The 14,508-nt window shown below is 63.8% G+C and carries 14 protein-coding genes and 2 tRNA genes; 5 read left to right on the forward strand and 11 right to left on the reverse strand.

Annotated features, from left to right (window positions below; translation table 11 throughout):
* Nucleotides 1–20 precede the first annotated feature (20 nt).
* Nucleotides 21–1,268: an LLM class flavin-dependent oxidoreductase gene (locus tag NZ951_02105; GenBank protein ID MCS7206715.1), complete on the reverse strand. Its 1,248-nt coding sequence runs from the start codon at nt 1,266–1,268 to the stop codon at nt 21–23.
* A 165-nt stretch (nt 1,269–1,433) separates the two neighbouring features.
* On the opposite strand from NZ951_02105, the gene NZ951_02110 reads away from it, so the two are divergent.
* Complete coding sequence (locus NZ951_02110; GenBank protein MCS7206716.1) at nt 1,434–2,654, forward strand: hypothetical protein; 1,221 nt, start codon at nt 1,434–1,436, stop codon at nt 2,652–2,654.
* Between the two features lie 2 nt (nt 2,655–2,656).
* Nucleotides 2,657–3,160, forward strand: a complete 504-nt coding sequence (locus NZ951_02115; GenBank protein ID MCS7206717.1) for an OB-fold domain-containing protein — start codon at nt 2,657–2,659, stop codon at nt 3,158–3,160.
* Between the two features lie 50 nt (nt 3,161–3,210).
* Here NZ951_02115 and NZ951_02120 read toward each other — a convergent pair whose 3' ends face one another.
* The 5 genes from NZ951_02120 to NZ951_02140 form a co-directional block, all read right to left on the reverse strand.
* Nucleotides 3,211–4,629 carry an aspartyl/glutamyl-tRNA amidotransferase subunit A gene (locus tag NZ951_02120; protein MCS7206718.1) on the reverse strand — a complete coding sequence of 473 codons (1,419 nt, stop codon included), beginning with the start codon at nt 4,627–4,629 and terminating at the stop codon, nt 3,211–3,213.
* Between the two features lie 35 nt (nt 4,630–4,664).
* On the reverse strand, nt 4,665–4,868 hold the full coding sequence (locus NZ951_02125) for a DUF4089 domain-containing protein (protein MCS7206719.1): 204 nt from the start codon (nt 4,866–4,868) through the stop codon (nt 4,665–4,667).
* Nucleotides 4,869–4,930: 62 nt separating this feature from the next.
* Complete coding sequence (pta, locus tag NZ951_02130; GenBank protein MCS7206720.1) at nt 4,931–5,929, reverse strand: phosphate acetyltransferase; 999 nt, start codon at nt 5,927–5,929, stop codon at nt 4,931–4,933.
* A gap of 5 nt (nt 5,930–5,934) precedes the next feature.
* Nucleotides 5,935–6,714: an Lrp/AsnC ligand binding domain-containing protein gene (locus NZ951_02135; GenBank protein MCS7206721.1), complete on the reverse strand. Its 780-nt coding sequence runs from the start codon at nt 6,712–6,714 to the stop codon at nt 5,935–5,937.
* A gap of 85 nt (nt 6,715–6,799) precedes the next feature.
* A tRNA-Pro gene (locus NZ951_02140) sits at nt 6,800–6,876 on the reverse strand.
* Between the two features lie 161 nt (nt 6,877–7,037).
* On the opposite strand from NZ951_02140, the gene NZ951_02145 reads away from it, so the two are divergent.
* The gene (locus tag NZ951_02145) at nt 7,038–7,343 is read left to right on the forward strand and encodes a hypothetical protein (protein ID MCS7206722.1); all 306 of its coding nucleotides are present in this window, start codon (nt 7,038–7,040) and stop codon (nt 7,341–7,343) included.
* A gap of 770 nt (nt 7,344–8,113) precedes the next feature.
* Here the strand turns inward: NZ951_02145 and NZ951_02150 are convergent.
* A tRNA-Ala gene (locus NZ951_02150) sits at nt 8,114–8,188 on the reverse strand.
* A gap of 136 nt (nt 8,189–8,324) precedes the next feature.
* Between NZ951_02150 and NZ951_02155 the strand changes: the two genes are divergently transcribed.
* Together NZ951_02155 and NZ951_02160 are read left to right on the forward strand one after the other, a co-directional pair.
* Nucleotides 8,325–9,287: a LysR family transcriptional regulator gene (locus tag NZ951_02155; protein ID MCS7206723.1), complete on the forward strand. Its 963-nt coding sequence runs from the start codon at nt 8,325–8,327 to the stop codon at nt 9,285–9,287.
* 424 nt (nt 9,288–9,711) lie between these two features.
* Nucleotides 9,712–10,236, forward strand: a complete 525-nt coding sequence (locus NZ951_02160) for a gamma carbonic anhydrase family protein (protein MCS7206724.1) — start codon at nt 9,712–9,714, stop codon at nt 10,234–10,236.
* 403 nt (nt 10,237–10,639) lie between these two features.
* On the opposite strand, the gene argS is transcribed toward NZ951_02160, so the two are convergent.
* From argS to NZ951_02180, 4 genes are all read right to left on the reverse strand, one after another.
* Nucleotides 10,640–12,310 (reverse strand): arginine--tRNA ligase, encoded by a 1,671-nt coding sequence (gene argS / locus NZ951_02165; GenBank protein MCS7206725.1) that lies wholly within the window; start codon nt 12,308–12,310, stop codon nt 10,640–10,642.
* A gap of 159 nt (nt 12,311–12,469) precedes the next feature.
* Nucleotides 12,470–12,769, reverse strand: coding sequence for a ferredoxin family protein (locus NZ951_02170; GenBank protein MCS7206726.1), 300 nt, complete (start codon nt 12,767–12,769; stop codon nt 12,470–12,472).
* A 135-nt stretch (nt 12,770–12,904) separates the two neighbouring features.
* Nucleotides 12,905–13,369: an Lrp/AsnC family transcriptional regulator gene (locus tag NZ951_02175; protein ID MCS7206727.1), complete on the reverse strand. Its 465-nt coding sequence runs from the start codon at nt 13,367–13,369 to the stop codon at nt 12,905–12,907.
* A 177-nt stretch (nt 13,370–13,546) separates the two neighbouring features.
* Entirely contained in the window at nt 13,547–14,056 is a 510-nt protein-coding gene (locus NZ951_02180; protein MCS7206728.1) for a flavin reductase family protein, read from the reverse strand.
* Nucleotides 14,057–14,508: the final 452 nt, after the last annotated feature.

The raw sequence follows: 14,508 nt of genomic DNA on the forward strand, positions 1-14,508 counted from the left end.
TACAGCCCCGTGCTCTCGTGTTAGGGTTTGGGCGCGGCAGATGAGGGGTGGCTGTTGCGCAGGGCTTGGGGCCACCAGTGGTTCACCCATCCCTCGTCGTCCCAGATGGGGCGCAGGTGGGGCAACACCTCTCGAGCGAACAGGTCAATGTTCTTGAGGGTGAGGTGGTGGGGCATAGAGCCAATCTGGAGTAACACCATCAGGTTGCCCACCCGCAGGCGTCGGATGGCCTCCTCCAGCTGGTCGCGCACGGTGGCGGGGCTCCCCGCAATCACATTCCCCTCCCGCACGAAGTCAGGGTAGCGTTTGTCCTGCAGATTGAACAGGCGGCGTCGGTCCATGGCCGAACGGCGTACCATCTGCACCAGGGTCTCCCAGTCGTGGTAGCCGGGGGGATAGGTATAGCCGTTGTAGACATGCAGGCACTTGTGGAAGAAGTATTCCACGTGGGGGGCGTAGTCCCGCTCGGCGGCGGCGTCGCTTTCGGCCACTGCCACCAGTTGCAGAAAACCCAAGCGATAGGGGTTGCGGTCTTTGCCCTTGGCCTGCACCCTGGCCCAGTAGCCGTCCACCATCTCCTGCGCCCAGCGCCACCCATAGTAACTCAGGTAGCAGTAGCAGTGGTCGTAGTCCACGGCCAGGTCCCAGGTGCTCGGGCTTCCCGAGCCGGGCACCCACACGGGGGGGTGGGGTTTTTGAAAGGGCCGAGGCCACAGGTTGATCATAGGTAGTTTCCAGTATTTACCATTCCAGGCGAAGATGTCTCGACTTGTCCAGGCCTTCAGGATGAGGTCGTGTGCCTCCCGGTAGCGCTCCCTCTGCTCAATGGGGGGGATGCCGTAGCAGAAGTTCACATCCATGGCCGTGCCCAGGGGCATGCCGGCCACGAGGCGTCCCCCGCTGATGCAGTCCAACATGGCGTATTCCTCGGCTATGCGGATGGGGGGGCTGGTGGTGGGTGGGGTGGCCCCCATCTGGACGATGGCCACGGGCAGGCCGTTGGTGGCTTTGGCCAGGTAGGCACCCATGATGTTGGGGTTGGGCATAAACCCGTAGGCGTTCTGGTGGTGTTCGTTGGTGCACACCCCGTCCAGACCGGCTCGCGCCGCGTAGAGCAGTTCATCCAGCGTCCAGTTGTAGTACTGGGACACTTTTTCGGGGTCGGCCAGTTCCCCCCAAGGAGGGTCAACCCAGACGGAACGGTAGCGCTTTTCGAAGTCTTCGGGAAGATCCCGGTAGGGCATGAGGTGGAACATGGAGATTTTCACGGCATCCTCCTCCCCAGGGGCAAGTGTGGCCCCATTGTAGGCAGAGGGGTAAGGCCTGTCAAGGGCGGGGCGATTCCTCCCCCCTTTCGGGGGTTTTCCGTGAGGAAAAGGTCAGTATGTGCTACCATGCGTGGGGATCTTTCCCACCGTGCCAGGAGGAACACTATGCCCCACCCCCTGCGGGATAGATACTGCATCGTGGGTGTCGGCGAAACCGAGTATTCCCAACACTCGGGCCGGTCCACACGGGCCATGGCCGTGGAGGCCGTCAAAAAGGCCATGGACGACGCCGGCCTGACCCCGAAGGATGTAGACGGACTGCTCAGTTATCACATGGGCGACTCTACGCCTTCCACAGCCGTCGCCTCCGACCTGGGCATCCGCCCCAACTTCTTCATGGATGTGAGCGGAGGGGGGTCCAGCACCGAGGCTCTGATTGGTCTGGCGATGGGGGCGATAGAGGTGGGTATGTGCCACACGGTAGCCATCTATCGCTCCATGAACGGCTACTCCCAGGTGCGCATTGGGGGGACAGGGGTGCGGGCGGCGGCGCCCTTGAGTGGGAGTGCCCTCCTGACGCGCCCCTATGGACTGATAAGCCCTCTCCAGCAGTTCGCCTTTGCCTTCACCCGCCACATGATGGAATACGGCACCACCAACGAGCAACTGGCTATGGTAAAGGTGGTGCACAGCCGCCACGCCAGCGCCAACCCCAAGGCCTTCAAGAAGAACCCTGTAAGTGTGGAGGATGTGCTGAACTCCCGGTGGATCGTCAAGCCGGTGGCGCACCTGCTGGACTGTTGCCTGGAGACGGATAATGCCACCTGTATCATCGTGACCTCGGCGGAGCGGGCGCGCACCTTGCGGCAGCGCCCGATTTACATCATGGCGGTGCAGGGACGGGGCACCCGCCCCTTCCCGGACAACCCCTGGGCCGAGGCCCCCATCACCCGCATCGGGGGAACCTACATCGCTCCCCGCATCTTTGAGCTAGCGGGTGTGGGGCCTGAAGATGTAGACATAACGGGATGCTACGACGCCTTTACCTTTACCGTGGTGCTCCAGTTTGAGGCCTATGGCTTCTGCAAGGTGGGTGAAGGGGGACACTATGTCAGCAGTGGCATTATCGCCCTGGGGGGCAAACGCCCCAATAACACCAGCGGTGGCCACCTCTGCGAAGGCTACACTCACGGTATGAATATGGTGATTGAAAACGTGCGCCAACTGCGGGGCCAAGCCGACGACTACTGCCCCGGCTGGCGGGAAGGGAGACATACCTACCACTACGGGCCGGGAGGGTGCCGACAGGTCAAAGACCCAGAAATCGCTATGAACATGGGCTGGGGCACGCCGGGATACGGGTCGGCCCTTATCCTGCGGAGGTAGGTATGCCCACCTACGAGTATCGGGGTCTCGTTTTGCATCTGCCCGAGCTGGACCAGGAGCATTGGGGCTACTTTGAAGCGGCCCGACGCCATCAACTGGTGGTCAAGCGGTGCCTGGACTGCAATCTTCTGCGTTGGGAGCCGGGCCCGTCCTGTCCCTTCTGCGCGTCCCTCCGCTGGGAGTGGGCGCCGGTGAGCGGCAAAGGGGAGATTTACAGTTACCAGATCGTCTACCACAGTGTGCACCCCGGCTTTCGGGACTGGGTGCCTTACCCCATCGTCTTGGTGGAACTGGACGAGCAAAGGGGTATCCCCACCCCAGGCTACGGTCTGCGTATTGCGGCTAACCTGGTGGACGCGCAGTTCCGTCCCGAGCGGGAGGAGCGGGTGGCCATCGGGGCGCGGGTGCAGGTGGTGTTCATGGATCTGCCCAATGGCCTCACCCTGCCCCAGTTCGCTCTGTCAGGGGAGCCCCCCCGCGGACGGGTGTGGCGACACGCAGGGTAGGCCCACACAGGGTGGGGAGAACCCTTCTCCTTCTGGCCCGCTCCCGGCGGTTACAGAGCGGGGTGGCGTTTATGCCACTCGGTGGCCTGCTGGTAAGCGTGGGCCACTTTGAGGATCGTCGCCTCATCCCACCAGCGCCCGAGGATCTGCATGCCGATAGGAAGGCCATTCCGGGAGAAGCCACAGGGCACCGACACGGCCGGCTGGCCGGTGATATTTGCGGGGCGGGTGAGGCTCCCCACTGTGTCCACGATGCGCACCTCTTTGCCCTGCACCACCACCCGCTCCTGCTCTTGGCGAGGGGCGGGGTAGGGGCAGGTGGGCCCCACCAGCACATCCACCTGCTCCAACACCTGCTGCATCTCCTGGATGAGGAGGCGGCGGGCTTGCTGGGCTTGCACATACTGTACCGCCGTGGTGAGCATGCCTTGGGTGATCCGCTCGGTGCAATCGGGGCCATAGTCGGCGCGGCGGGCGGGGAACCACCGGGCGTGCACGGCGGCTGCCTCTGTCCACGAGATGATGGCTCCGGCGTGGGCAGCATCGCGCAGATGGGGGAGGGACACCTCCTCCACCCGACACCCCAACTCGGCAAGCACTTCCAAGCCTTCCCGTACGGCCTGAATCACTTCCCCATCGGCCTCCTCAAAATAGACCTGCTTGGGCACCCCTACGCGGATGCCCTTTACCTTGCCGTCCAAAGCCCGCAGGTAGTGGGGCACCCGCACTGGGGCGGTGGCGGGGTCTTTGGGGTCGTGGCCGGCGATAACTTGCAAGGCGATAGCAGCGTCCTCCACGGTGCGGGCAAGGGGGCCCACATGGTCTAGCGACCAGGAGAGAGGCACAACGCCGTACTTGGAGACGCGCCCGAAGGTGGGCTTGATGCCCACCGCCCCGCACAACGCTGCGGGGATACGAATGGAGCCGCCCGTATCGGATCCCATGCCCACAGAGAATAGCCCCGCCACCACACCTGCCCCCGACCCTGAAGAGGAGCCTCCCGGCAGGTGGTCGGGGTTCCAGGGGTTGCGGCAGGGGCCATAGTGGATGTTCTTCCCGTGGCCGCCCATGGCGAACTCGGTAGTGTGCGCCTTGCCCACCAGCACTGCTCCCGCCTCCTGGAGGCGGTGAGCAACGGTAGAGTCCTCCTGAGGGATAAAGTCCGCCAGAAGGCGCGAGCCGGCCGTCGTGCGGATACCGCGCGTCCAGAACAGGTCTTTCAGGGCGACGGGGATGCCGTGAAGCATCCCCCGATACTCCCCGCGGGCGATGGCGCTCTCGGCCTGACGGGCCTGCTGAAGGGCCCCATCCTCCGTAACGGTGATGAAGGCGTTGAGTTGGGGGTTGAGGCGACGGATGCGCTCCAGGTGGGCCTGGGTAACCTCGACCGGGGAGACGGCTTTCCGCCGAATGAGGCGGGCCATTTCAGGGATGGTCAGCCAGCACAGGTCGGAGGGAGCGCTTGGCACGGCGCCTCCTTTCGGTTATGAGCGGTGTGGGTAGGTTAGGGGCGCCCCCGAGGGCTGAAAGGGGGCGGAGCAATAAAGGCAGGCTCCACATCTTGGAGGGGGAGGGTCTCCAGACGGGCCAGGCGCTCCCGCAAAGCTTGCCAGAGGGGCACTACCTCCTGCAGGCGTTCGGGTGGCAGGTCCAGGCCCACCCATCGGGCCACCGCCTGCAGGGTTGCCAGATCAGGTGTCTGGGTCATAGGGGCCTCCTGTGTTCTGTGCCTACTGTGCCCCAGGGCGGGGCGCCTGTCAAGGGCACGGTCTACAGGAGTGGGTCTTTGGCCAGCAGGGCGCAGATGGCGGCGCTGTGGACGATGTCCTCGGCCTTGCACCCGCGGGAGAGGTCGTTCATAGGTTTGGTGAGGCCCAAGAGGATAGGGCCGATGGCCTCGGCCCCCGCCAGGCGCTCGGTGGCCTTGTAGCAGATGTTGCCGGCGTCTAAGTTGGGGAAGATCATCACATTGGCGCGTCCCCCAATGGGGGAGTCGGGGGCTTTGCGGCGCGCCACATGCTCCACAAAAGCGGTGTCAAACTGCACCTCTCCGTCGGCCACCAGGTCGGGTGCCAAGTCGCGGAGGATTTCCATTGCCCGTCGCACCTTGCTCACCGAGGCGTGCTCGGCGCTCCCTTTGGTGCTGAAGGAGAGGAGGGCAACACGGGGCTCCTCCCCTGTAAAACGACGATGGAAGCGGGCAGACAAGAGGGCGATGTGAGCCAACTGATGGGGATTGGGGTCGGGAATCACCCCACAATCGGCATAGGTGAGGGGGCGTCCATCGGGAAGCACCATAAGAAAGGCTCCCGTCACGACGCGGGCCTGGCGGGAGACCCCCAGCACGCGCAGGGCGGCACGGATAACCTTAGGGCTTTCCACCGTCGCTCCGGCCACACAGCCGTCGGCTTCGCCCAGGCGCACCATCAGCGCCCCCCGCCACAGGGGATCCCGGGCCAGGCGCAAAGCCTCTTCGGACGACAGGCCCCATCCTTGCCCGATGGTAGTGAGGGAGTGGGCGTACGCTTCGAGTTGGGAGGGGTTGTCCAGGGGCACAAGGGGCACCTCGGGTGGGAGAACAATCCCCCCCTGGCGTGCAATGGCCTGGAGGCGAGCAGGCTCCCCCAACAGGATGGGGCGCACGATGCCCTCCTGGGCGAGGAGAACCACTGCCCGCAGGGTGCGCTCGTCTTCACCCTCGGGGAAGACGATGGTGGCGTGGACTTGGCGGGCCTGCTCCCGCAGACGGCGCAAAATGGGGGCGTCCATAAGCCCTAGGCCGAAGGGGGGGGCGTCGTCTGTGCTGAAGTCGTCGCCCCTGCGCTGCGGCTCCAGGCCAGCCCCGTAATGACGATGAAGGTGCGGGTGGACACTACCCCAGGGATGCTGTGAATCTGCTCCATCACCAGGTGGTCCAGTTCCTGCTGATTGGCCACCGAGGCCTTGGCGATGATATCCTGCTCGCCGTAGACGGTGCTGGCCTCCACAATGCCGGGGAAGTCCTTCAGGCGCTCCAGAACCCTCTCCACATCCTTCCCGGGCACCTGCATGAGGATGTAGGCCTGCATTGTCCCCCCCCTTCCTGGTGGGCGTTGCCAAGTCTGGAGGATGCGCCACACGGTGGGCGCTCCGCTGATGCCGGCCCTGGTCAGCAGCGGGCCCACCACATAGTGTATATCGCCCTCCTGGGGGGTATCGGTCTTGACGATGAAGTCCAGGGTGGTGCCGTAGACGGCGGCCACCTCCTGCACCTCGGGGCAGGTCTGCAGCAGGCGCAGGGTCTCCTTCCATCGGGGGGGTGGCACCTGGAAGGTGAGGTAGGCCAGGGTGCGGGGGCGGCGGGCGACGATGTCATACGCCGCCTGGACGGCATAGCCCCTTTGGTAGTAGCGCCACACCTCCCGGATGATCCGCAGGTCGGCCTCGGTGTAGTCCCGGCGGGAGATGCGGTGCTTGCGCACCTTGGTGGGGTGGATGTACCCCTGCGCCTCTAGGTAGTAGACGAAGCGTTTCTGCAGGCCGGGGACCTGGGCGATGACCTCTTTCAGCTCCACAGCCCTGTCCAGAAGTCCACGAGTGGACTTTTCCGTTAGCGTAGAGGGCGTTGGGGCGTGGTGTCAAGGCGAATAGACACAGTCATGGTCGGGGCGAGTGGATTTGAACCACCGACCCCCAGCACCCCATGCTGGTGCCCTACCGGGCTGGGCTACGCCCCGACCGCTTGTGTACTATAGCAAATGCCTACGCTTTCTGCAAGTCTGGGGGGAAGGAGGACCAGGCCTAACGGCCCGATTGTATGTGGGGTGATGACTGGCATAGCAAGGCGGGCGCCGAAAGTCCTATAATGCCCTATGCTCCCAAACTCCTGTGTGCACGGATGAGGGGAGTCACCCTGAAGCGGATGCGCCGGGAACGGGCAGCCCGCGCTTGCCAGGTCAAGTGCCAAGGCGGCATCGCCTCCCTTCTGGTTGCCGGCCCCACCACCATCCGTTACCTGGAGGTCTTCGCCCAGGGGGACATTCAGCCCGGGGATCACCCCCTGCTGGTCTGTGCCGAGCACGATTCGGTGGTGTTCGGCAATGCTGGCACCTACTTCCCACCTCCCGACCAGGTGCCGTGGATCACGAGGGAGGGGAACGCCGTCATGCGGGTGTGCCTTATCCCGAGAACATCTGCCAAATGATTATGGCCAAATACCGACACTGCCCCAGTGGTTCTTTTGAGGTTTGTCGACCCCTCTAAGGGGCTACTGTCCGATATCACCATAATCCCTTCTTTTTTTCCCACGCTTCGGTGGTTGTTACCCTGGCTGATTGGCTGTCAGCAGCGGAGTGCGAGGATGTGGATGAATTCAGGGCGTGCAGGGCACGCAAGCCGTCTCCTTTCAGTCTCAAGTCCGAGTGGATGGCCGGGCTGCCCTCCCCAAGCCGGCCTCTTTTCCTCTAAAGCCTCTGGGTTTGAAACTCTATGACCTCACAGGCGCGAGGGGGCCGACACAGCACCAACGCGTGCCCCTCCAACCAGAACGGGGAGCGCCAAGCGCGGGGCGGGTCGGACAGGCCTCCAATGGCCTCGCCCTTCTTGGCAGCCCACACAGAGGAAGGGAGTCTCCCCGAGCCTGGGGCTATGGACAGCCTGGCCCGCCTGCGGGCGGAGAATGCGGTGCGCCTCTGACGCTTAAGTCCTACCCGCAACCCCTTTCTCGCACCCCTGACCTCCTTCAAGAGGTCCGAGACGTTCTTGGGGACCGGATGGACACGCCCTCTCGCCGGTATCGTGAGTACCCGTGCTGAAGCAGATGGGGTGGATGTGGCAGGCGGTGAGGGAGGCACCGCCTGTCCGGCAGGAGGAGGTGGCCTGGCGCGGCCGAGTGGCAGAGGGGTCCACCACGGGGGCCCCCGGCCCCGTGAGGGTGTCCGGCGATGGGGGAACGGAGGAAAGGGGCTCTGGCGGTGGTGGAGCAGGGGGGACTTGAACCCCCGACCCCCTGCGTGCAAAGCAGGTGCTCTCCCGCTGAGCTACTGCCCCATCCCTTCCAGTATAGGGGGCGCAAAAACGCGCCACAACCCCCCTGCGGCGGCACGCCTTCACGCACTGTGTGGTTTATAATACAGGTGGCGTCTTTCTCCGGGAAAGATAGCCGCATTTTATCACTGGGGGGAGTATGGACATCCGCCAACTGGAGGCCTTTGTGGCCGTGGTACGCACCGGCTCTTTCCGGAAGGCAGCCGAGCATCTCTTCCTGAGTCAACCCTCCCTCAGCGCCCGTATCCAAGCCCTGGAGCGGGACCTGCGGCAGTCCCTCTTCCACCGGCGGGGACGAGGGGTGCTCCTGACCGAGGTGGGCAAAGCCCTCCTCCCCTACGCCGAGGAGGTGCTGGAGACGATTCGCCAGGCCAAACAGGCGCTAGAGGCCATGGGAAGCCTGGCGCACGGCCGTTTGACCGTTGGGTCGGCGCGGGTGATCGGCACCTATGTGCTCCCCGGGATTTTGGAGGAGTTCCGCAGACGCTTCCCTGGGGTGGTGGTGGCCATTCGCACGGGCCGTTCCACCGAGGTGCTCCAGTGGGTGGAACAGGGGGAGGTCAGCGTGGGGTTGGCCCGCAGCCTCGTCCACCCAGAGGTGGCCTCCTTCCACCTGTATGATGAGGAAATCGTTTTGGTAACTCATCCCGACCATCCCTTTGCCCGCCGCCGGCAGGTGGCCGTGCAAGAGGTGGCGCGCCAGCCCCTGATCCTCTACGACAGGGGCTCCTCCTACTTTGTGCTTATCGAGGATGTATGCCGCAGGGCGGGGATCGTGCCCTGGGTGTTGATGCACCTGGATAGCGTGGAGGCCACTAAACAGATGGTGGAGCGGGGCCTGGGCATCTCCTTCCTGCCCCGTTCGTCCCTCAAGCGGGAGATTGAGGAGGGGACACTGACCGTAGTGCCTTTGGCCGACGGGTATAGGGTTACTCTGCCCACGACGGTGCTGGTGCGTCCTCGACCCCTATTCCCTGAGCCGTTACTGGCGTTCCTGCAGGTGCTGGGCGACCTGTTTCCCAATCCCGACCTGCGGGCGCTGGTGCAACGCCATCGCTCCTCCCAGGGTGTCCCCCTTGCCTCCAGGCGGACCAAAAAGTAACGGGCGAGACGGCCAGAGACCCCCTTTCTCAGCCAACCACTACCTCCTCCCTAGGCTCTTGCCCACATCCTTTCCCAGGGGGCAGGGAGCGTGGCTTGAACCCGCATGAACCCGGGACCGGGGTTGCGCCCTGGCCGAGGCCCTGCGTATCAGGTGTGGCCTTGCAGATTGACGGGCCCCGCTCTTCCCCCCACGGGCGGCACGGGGCTCAGGATCATGGGCACAGCGTGGACATCCTTGGGTGGGGTCGGCGATGCACTCGCCCGGGCACATGCCCTTTGCAGTGGCAGGGGGAACTGCCCCCGCTAAGCCCGTGCCGCCCCCACCGGGTGGCCTCGTCCATCCCTGAAGCACTGGAGGCATCCCGCCAGAGATATGGCATCATGTCCCCCAGTAGGGCTGCTAGGAGCGCCAAGGAGGAGAAATGATTCGCACCTGGAATGGGCGCACGCCTAAGGTTGCCCCCACCGCCTTCATCAGCGAGATGGCCTATGTGGTGGGGGATGTGGAGATAGGGGAATACACCAGCGTGTGGCCGGGCACCGTCATTCGGGGAGACACGGCTCCCATCCGTATCGGCCGTCATACCAACATTCAAGACAACAGTGTGGTGCATGGGGATACGCCCACCGAAATCGGCGACTATGTAACCCTGGGCCATCGGGTGGTGTGCCATGCCAAGAGGGTGGGCAACTATGTGCTGATCGGCAACGGGGCGGTGGTCAACGACGGAGTGGAGATCGGCGAATACTCCATCATCGCCAGCGGGGCGGTGGTGCTGGAGAACACCAAAATTCCTCCCCGCTCCTTTGTGGTGGGCATCCCCGCCCAGGTGAAGGGGCCCGTCTCCGAGAGGCACATAGAGTTAATCCGACGCACGGCCGAGGCCTACTTCCGCAAGGGGCAGTCCTATATCCAGAGTGGCCTGGGGGATAAAATTCCCGGCTAGGGGGGATGGGTTACCTCGGGAACCCGCCGCAAGGGCCAGAACACCAGCAGGTTCCTGCCAGGGTGCTGAAGCCCGCCTCCCTAAAGGGTTGCGGGAACAGGTGCTCTCGCCCTGCTGGGGCAGCGGGGTCATGCACAGCGTCGGAATAGCCAGAGGGCGATGGTAGTTTGGAGAAGAGGCCAGCCCCGCGCCCGTGCACTAAGAGCCCATTCCCGCCTCCACCAGGCACACTAGGGGTCAAGGGCCTGGCCTACGGCTCCCTGGATTGATTATCTGGCTAGGGGGCTTTCTTTGTTCCCGGCGTGTGCGGGCGATAGGGGTGGGGAACAGAGGGCGTCCACTGGGTACAGGCACGGCCCTTGCACCCGATCTCAAGGCAGCAAGGGTGGGGCACCCACGGACACTATGCCTTCTCCATGCGCTCCGGGGCGCTCATGCCCATCAGCCGCAAGGTGTGGGCCAGCACCGAGCGCGTCGCCTCCACCAGTTTGAGGCGCGCCTTGCTCAGCGCCATGTCCTCGGTGAGGACTCGGTGGTGGTCGTAGAACCAGTGGAAGGCTGTGGCCACCTCCAGGGCGTAGTGGGGCAGATGGTGGGGCTCCAGGCTCCGCGCCACAGTCTCCACCACCTCGGGGAGCAGGATGAGCCTCCGCACCAGGTTCAGTTCGGCTGGCTCCCGCAGGAGGGTTACATCGCCTCCGGCCGAGTCCACCCCCCGCTCGCGTGCCAGGCGCAGGATGCCCGCCATCCGGGCGTGGGCATACTGGATGTAATAGACGGGGTTCTCCTGAGACTGCTGTTGCGCCAGGTCCAGGTCAAACTCCATCTGGGCGTCGGCGGAGCGGGAGAGGAAGAAGTATCGGCAGGCGTCGGGGCCCACCTCGTCCACCAGGTCGCGCAGGGTTACCAGTTCCCCTTTGCGCTTAGAGGCGCGCACCGTCTCGCCCCGACGCTTGAGGGTAACCATCTGGGCGATGAGGATGGTCAAGCGTTGGGGGTCAATGCCCAAGGCCTGCACCACCGCCTTCACCCGGGGAACATGCCCCTGGTGGTCGGCTCCCCAGATGTTGATGACCCGATCAAACCCCCGCACAATGAACTTGTGGTAGTGGTAGGCGGCGTCAGAGGCGAAGTAGGTGGGCAAGCCGTTGGAGCGCACCAGCACATTGTCCTTGTCCTCTCCCAGGGCGGTGGAGACGAACCACACCGCCCCCTCCCGCTCCGCCAAATACCCCCCGCGCCGGAGGATATCCAGAGTTTTTTGGTAGTAAGAGTCCCTGTAGAGGCTCTTTTCACTGAACCAGACGTCAAACTCCACACCCAGGCGTTGCAGGTCTTCGCGAATAAGGGCAAGGACGCGTTGCAATGCCCATTCTCGCACCTTCTCCAGGGCCTCCTGTTCGGCGATCTGCACAAGGCTGTCGCCTACTTGGGAGCGCAACTCGTGGGCCAGGTCTATCACGTACTGGCCCTGATAGCCGTCGGGAGGCAGTTGGGCAGGTTGTCCCAGGGCTTGCAGGTAACGTGCCCACAGGGAGCGGGCGAAGGCGTCCACCTGGCTGCCCGCATCGTTGATGTAGTATTCCCGCTCCACCTGGTAGCCGGCGCACGCCAGCACGCGGGCCAGGGTGCTTCCCAGTACCGCCCCCCGGGTGTGCCCCACATGCACGGGGCCCGTGGGGTTCACGGAGACGAACTCCACCTGGACACGCTGCCCCCGGCCTATGTCCAGGCATCCCCAGCGCTCCCCTGCCTGAAGGATGGCGTCCACCTGGCGGCAGAGCCAATCGGTGCGCAAGGTGAAGTTGAGGAAGCCCGGGGGCGCTACCGTTACCCGCTCTATGGCCTCATCGGGGGGGATGAGAGGCACAAGGCGATGGGCGATATCCATCGGGGTGAGGCGAAGGGCACGGGCCAAGCGCAGGGGCAGGTTGGTGGCGAAGTCTCCCAGTTCGGGGCGGGGGGGGCGCTCCACTCCCACATCGGGGACGCCCGTGAGGGGCAAGGCACCCTGCTCCCGAGCCGAGACAAGGGCACGGCGGACGACCTGGGCGATGTGCTCCTTTATCAGCATACCCTTGCCTCGTCGCGGGGAAGTGCGGGAGCGCTACCCCTCTCCCCAAGCCAAGCTGAAGGAACAGGAAGAGGAAAAACCTTCACATCCGGGCCCCTGGCGTTTTGGTTACCCCACAAGGGGGGCTCCATCGGCCACTGTGCACAGGGCCAATATCCTTTAGCCCTTCAGTTTCTTGGGGGCAAGGCGGGTCAGTTCCTTCAAGGTGTTCAAATCTTTACCGATGAAGAACTCGCGGTTCTTGGCCTTGAAGGCCTCCCACTTGGGCGGCACCTGGTCTTCGGCGAAGATAGCAGCCACCGGGCAGACAGGCTCGCACGCCGCGCAGTCAATACACTCATCGGCGTTGATGAACATCTGGTCGGCTTCGGGGGTGGTGTAGATGCAGTCCACAGGGCAGACATCTATGCAGGCCCCGTCCTTCACCCCGATGCAGGGCTCGGCGATCACGTAGGTCATATACGCCTCCTTGCCCGGTTGAGCCGTAACGGCTACCCCCATTGTAGCACAGGAGGAGAAAAGCGCAAGGCACTGCGTGTGGCCCCCGTATGGGCCTAGATTGGGGCCCCGCTGAGGGGGTGTTCTCTCGTGCTCCTAGCTGACGGGCAAAGGCGCTGCCCGCTTCTTCACCGACAGGGCCACGAAGGTTTCGGTCCGCCGCACCCCGGGCACCGCCCCTATCTTAGTGCGCAGGAAGGTGCCCAGTTCATCGGGGGAGGGTAAAGTGACCCACAGCATCACATCAAAGGCGCCCGTGGTGGAGGCGGTCCACTGCACCTCTTTCAGTTGGGCTAGCTTCTCGGCCACCTCGTCCAGTTTATCGGGATCCACCTGCACCCCCACAATGGCCTCGGTCTGGTAGCCGATCTTATCTGGCTGGGGGAAGGCCACCACACGGATGAACCCCTCCTTCACCAGGCGCTTCAGGCGCCGGCGCACCGTCCCCTCACTCACCCCCACCTGGCGGGCGATATAGGCGTTGGAGGCTCGTCCATCGCTCTGAAGGATGGTGATGATTTTGCGATCCAGATCGTCCATGAGAACCCGCATCCTGGGCATAGACCTGTACCTCCCTGTGGTGTAGAAAGCAGAAACACTCACCTATGTTGTTAGTATAGGAAAGTTGCGCCATTCGTCAAGTGGGTGGGGTTTCTGTTCTGTGTTCCTCACGCCCTCGTCGGGAATGGAGGATGTCCCTGCAACTTTCGGGATGGCGTCTGGGGGGATGCTGTGGATTTAGGCGGGAGGGGGGTACAAAGGGTGCGCAGGGAGGGTGTAGAAGCGGCGCTGATAATAGAGCAGGGGACGCCCTTCTGGGGAGACCTCAATGGCCTCCACGCGCCCGATGAACAGGGTATGGTCGCCCGCCTCGCAGGTCTGGGCGACGACACAGTCCATAAAGGCCAATGCCCCCGCCACACGGGGGGTGCCGCTGGGGGCGAACTCCCAGGTAAGGGGGGGAGGAGTGGTGCGCTCCTTGGCGTCTTTGGCGTAGTAGAGGGCCGCCTCATACTGCCCTTCCGAGAGGAAGTTCATGCCGAAGCGTCCCCGCTGGCGCAGGTAGCGGTAGGTGTTGCGCTGGTGCCCCACGCACACCAGCACTAGAAGGGGATCTAAGGACACGGAGGTGATGGAGTTGGCGGTCATGCCGTGGGGGGTGCCGTTCTCCTCTAGGGTGCTGATGATGGCTACCCCAGTGGGGAAGCGCCCCCACGCCTGGCGGAAGAGGTCCTTGTCTGCGGGCACGCCACCCTCCCGAGGGGTTTGGCTTCAGTATACACCTCTCCGTCTTGTAAGGCGAGGGGGGCCTTTACCAAATCTTTACCACCCTTTACCAAAACTTGACCAAGCGTCGCCCGATTTTTGACCGTTTTCGTATTGCTTATTTACCAGTTCCCTCTCTACCGTAGATGGTGAAAACATTACCACCCGTGCTGCACAGGAGGTGAATGGACGGAACGACGAGATAGGCTGCACCGCGCTGACGTCTCTGCCCGTGAGGGCACATGTGCACCAGCGATCACCATCCCAACAGAACATAACCAGAGAGGAGGACAAAAGGTATGCGCACAACCTTTTTCTCGGCCAAGACCCTGGCGGTCGTGCTGGCTTTGGCGCTGACCGCTAGTACCGTGGGCATCTACGCCGCCGCCATCACCGGTTCGACTGCCCAGCAAGTAGGTTCTACGGGCGATTTG

This window comes from Dehalococcoidia bacterium (assembly GCA_025060295.1).
Lineage (GTDB): Bacteria > Chloroflexota > Dehalococcoidia > Lucifugimonadales > HRBIN23 > HRBIN23.

What these genes read in the sequence shown, in the direction of transcription:
- NZ951_02110 (MCS7206716.1), top strand. Translation starts at nt 1,434, where the DNA reads ATGCCCCACCCCCTGCGGGATAGATACTGCATCGTGGGTGTCGGCGAA.
- NZ951_02115 (MCS7206717.1), top strand. Translation starts at nt 2,657, where the DNA reads ATGCCCACCTACGAGTATCGGGGTCTCGTTTTGCATCTGCCCGAGCTG.
- NZ951_02125 (MCS7206719.1), bottom strand. Translation starts at nt 4,868, where the DNA reads ATGACCCAGACACCTGATCTGGCAACCCTGCAGGCGGTGGCCCGATGG.
- pta (MCS7206720.1), bottom strand. Translation starts at nt 5,929, where the DNA reads ATGGACGCCCCCATTTTGCGCCGTCTGCGGGAGCAGGCCCGCCAAGTC.
- NZ951_02145 (MCS7206722.1), top strand. Translation starts at nt 7,038, where the DNA reads ATGAGGGGAGTCACCCTGAAGCGGATGCGCCGGGAACGGGCAGCCCGC.
- NZ951_02155 (MCS7206723.1), top strand. Translation starts at nt 8,325, where the DNA reads ATGGACATCCGCCAACTGGAGGCCTTTGTGGCCGTGGTACGCACCGGC.
- NZ951_02160 (MCS7206724.1), top strand. Translation starts at nt 9,712, where the DNA reads ATGATTCGCACCTGGAATGGGCGCACGCCTAAGGTTGCCCCCACCGCC.
- argS (MCS7206725.1), bottom strand. Translation starts at nt 12,310, where the DNA reads ATGCTGATAAAGGAGCACATCGCCCAGGTCGTCCGCCGTGCCCTTGTC.
- NZ951_02170 (MCS7206726.1), bottom strand. Translation starts at nt 12,769, where the DNA reads ATGACCTACGTGATCGCCGAGCCCTGCATCGGGGTGAAGGACGGGGCC.
- NZ951_02175 (MCS7206727.1), bottom strand. Translation starts at nt 13,369, where the DNA reads ATGCCCAGGATGCGGGTTCTCATGGACGATCTGGATCGCAAAATCATC.